The organism is Rahnella perminowiae (assembly GCF_019049755.1).
Classification (GTDB): domain Bacteria; phylum Pseudomonadota; class Gammaproteobacteria; order Enterobacterales; family Enterobacteriaceae; genus Rahnella; species Rahnella perminowiae.
Genome location: NZ_JAFMOS010000256.1, coordinates 1 through 2,973 on the forward strand (window position 1 = coordinate 1; position 2,973 = coordinate 2,973).

The following is a 2,973-nucleotide window of genomic DNA, read 5'->3' on the forward strand; positions in this document are numbered from 1 at the left end:
AACTTTACACCACTTCGTCATTGATTTTACCCGCCAGGTTTAGTATTTAACCGGACAATTATTTCGATGCTCGAAATTAATCGCTTCCATGACGCTTCCCGGCTGAATCGATTTACTGATTTGTTACATCAGGGAAAAAGACGGCATAATGGAGGAATAACAGAAAAAGCCTGGATCCAGGGCAAAGAGTTTTATCGCTGAGTGCGTTATTTTCTCTTTTCTGTTGCATCTGAACCTGCCCCTGAACCATAGTCAGGCGCTAATCTCTACAGGCTAAAGTGAAGGCCATAAGCTAAACTTTAGCTCCACAACATTACTTTAATAAGTTGGGGAAACAACAATGTTCCAGCAAGAAGTTACTATTACCGCTCCTAATGGTCTGCACACCCGCCCTGCTGCACAGTTCGTGAAAGAAGCTAAAGGTTTCGCTTCTGACATCACCGTGACTTCAAACGGTAAAAGCGCCAGTGCTAAAAGCCTTTTCAAACTGCAAACTCTGGGCCTGACCCAAGGTACCGTTGTGACCCTCTCAGCTGAAGGTGAAGACGAGCAGAAAGCCGTTGAACACTTGGTAAAACTGATGGCAGAGCTCGAGTAATAAACAACCGCTCTTATATAGTTTAAACCAGTCAAGAGAAAGGTAGGGTTATGATTTCAGGCATTTTAGTATCTCCCGGTATCGCTTTCGGCAAAGCACTTCTGTTGAAAGAAGATGAAATTGTCATCAACCGGAAAAAAATCTCTCCAGATCACGTTGATCAGGAAGTTGAACGTTTCCTGACGGGCCGTGCGAAAGCCTCTGCTCAACTGGAAGTGATCAAGACTAAAGCCGGTGAGACCTTCGGTGAAGAGAAAGAAGCCATCTTCGAAGGCCACATCATGTTGTTGGAAGACGAAGAGCTTGAACAGGAAATCATAGCCCTTATCAAAGACGAGCACGCTTCTGCTGACGCTGCAGCTTTCTCTGTCATTGAAGGCCAGGCGAAAGCCCTGGAAGAGCTTGATGACGAATACCTGAAAGAACGTGCGGCTGACGTACGCGACATCGGCAAACGCCTGCTGCGCAATATTCTGAACATGACCATCGTTGATCTGAGCTCCATTCAGGACGAAGTTATCCTGGTTGCGACCGATCTGACGCCGTCAGAAACTGCACAGCTGAACCTGAACAAGGTTCTGGGCTTTATTACTGATTTGGGTGGCCGTACTTCTCACACCTCAATCATGGCCCGCTCACTGGAACTGCCTGCTATCGTGGGCACCAGCGACGTGACCAAACAAGTCAAAAATGATGACTACCTGATCCTCGATGCCGTGAACAATAAAATCTATGTCAATCCGACAGCAGACATTATTGACGAGCTGAAAGCCGTTCAGAACCAGTACATCAGTGAAAAAGACGAACTGACTAAGCTGAAAGACTTACCGGCTATTACGCTGGATGGCCATCAGGTAGAAGTTTGTGCCAACATCGGTACCGTGCGCGACGTCGCGGGTGCAGAGCGTAATGGCGCTGAAGGTGTCGGCCTGTATCGTACAGAATTCCTGTTCATGGACCGTGACAGCCTGCCTACCGAAGAAGAGCAATTCCAGGCATACAAAGCCGTTGCTGAAGCGATGGGGTCACAGGCGGTTATCGTACGTACCATGGACATCGGCGGTGATAAAGACCTGCCGTACATGAACCTGCCGAAAGAAGAAAACCCGTTCCTGGGTTGGCGCGCAATCCGTATCTGCCTTGATCGCAAAGAAATTCTTCACGATCAGCTGAAAGGCATCCTGCGCGCCTCTGCCTTCGGTAAATTGCGCATCATGTTCCCGATGATCATTTCAGTCGAAGAAGTGCGTGAACTGAAAGCAGAACTTGAACTGCTGAAAGCACAACTGCGTGAGAAAGGTCAGGCATTCGATGAAACCATTGAAGTGGGTGTGATGGTTGAAACGCCAGCAGCAGCTGTGATTGCGCATCACCTGGCGAAAGAAGTTGATTTCTTCAGTATTGGTACAAACGATCTTACCCAGTATACTTTGGCAGTGGATCGCGGTAACGAGCTGATTTCTCATCTGTACAACCCAATGTCACCGTCTGTGCTTGGTTTAATTAAACAAGTTATTGACGCATCTCATGCTGCCGGTAAATGGACAGGGATGTGCGGCGAGCTAGCCGGCGACGAACGTGCTACACTTCTTCTATTGGGCATGGGGTTAGATGAGTTCAGCATGAGTGCTATCTCTATCCCACGCATCAAGAAAATTATTCGCAATACAAACTTCGAAGATGTGAAAGCGCTGGCAGACCAGGCCCTGGCCCAACCTACGGCGCAAGAGTTGATGAACCTGGTTAACAAGTTCATTGAAGAAAAAACACTCTGCTAATTGCGCGATGCTGGTAAAGCTGCCCAAATTAATGCTTAGGAGAAGATCATGGGTTTGTTCGATAAACTGAAATCATTGGTTTCTGATGATAAAAAAGACGTAGGTACCATTGAGATTGTGGCACCGCTGTCTGGTGAAATTGTCAATATTGAAGACGTGCCTGACGTTGTTTTCGCTGAGAAAATCGTAGGTGACGGTATTGCTATTAAACCTGCTGGCAACAAAATGGTTGCTCCGGTTGATGGCACTATCGGTAAAATCTTCGAAACTAACCATGCTTTCTCAATCGAATCCGACAGTGGCATCGAGTTGTTCGTGCACTTCGGTATCGACACCGTTGAACTGAAAGGCGAAGGCTTCAAACGCATCGCTGAAGAAGGCCAGCGCGTTAAGAAAGGCGATTTGGTTATCGAGTTTGATCTGGCGCTGCTGGAAGAGAAAGCGAAGTCTACTCTGACTCCGGTTGTTATCTCTAACATGGACGAGATCAAAGAGCTGATTAAACTGACGGGTAGCGTGACTGTGGGCGAAACCCCGATCATCCGCATCAAAAAGTAATTCGCTCAGCTAGAAATAAAAAACGGCGCCTAATCAGCG

Annotated in this window: 2 protein-coding genes and 1 pseudogene; all 3 read left to right on the forward strand. The window is 47.4% G+C overall.

Going from position 1 to position 2,973, the window contains the following annotated elements:
* Positions 1–340: 340 nt before the first annotated feature.
* The 3 genes and pseudogenes from ptsH (at position 341) to crr (ending at position 2,934) form a co-directional block, all read left to right on the forward strand.
* Positions 341–598: a phosphocarrier protein Hpr gene (gene ptsH / locus J1785_RS01945; protein WP_013574433.1), complete on the forward strand. Its 258-nt coding sequence runs from the start codon at positions 341–343 to the stop codon at positions 596–598.
* A 50-nt stretch (positions 599–648) separates the two neighbouring features.
* Positions 649–2,446, forward strand: a pseudogene (ptsI, locus tag J1785_RS01950) (phosphoenolpyruvate-protein phosphotransferase PtsI).
* Positions 2,425–2,934 (forward strand): PTS glucose transporter subunit IIA, encoded by a 510-nt coding sequence (crr, locus tag J1785_RS01955; RefSeq protein WP_101076258.1) that lies wholly within the window; start codon positions 2,425–2,427, stop codon positions 2,932–2,934. Before ptsI ends, crr begins: the two are co-directional and overlap by 22 nt.
* The last annotated feature ends 39 nt before the right edge of the window (positions 2,935–2,973 follow it).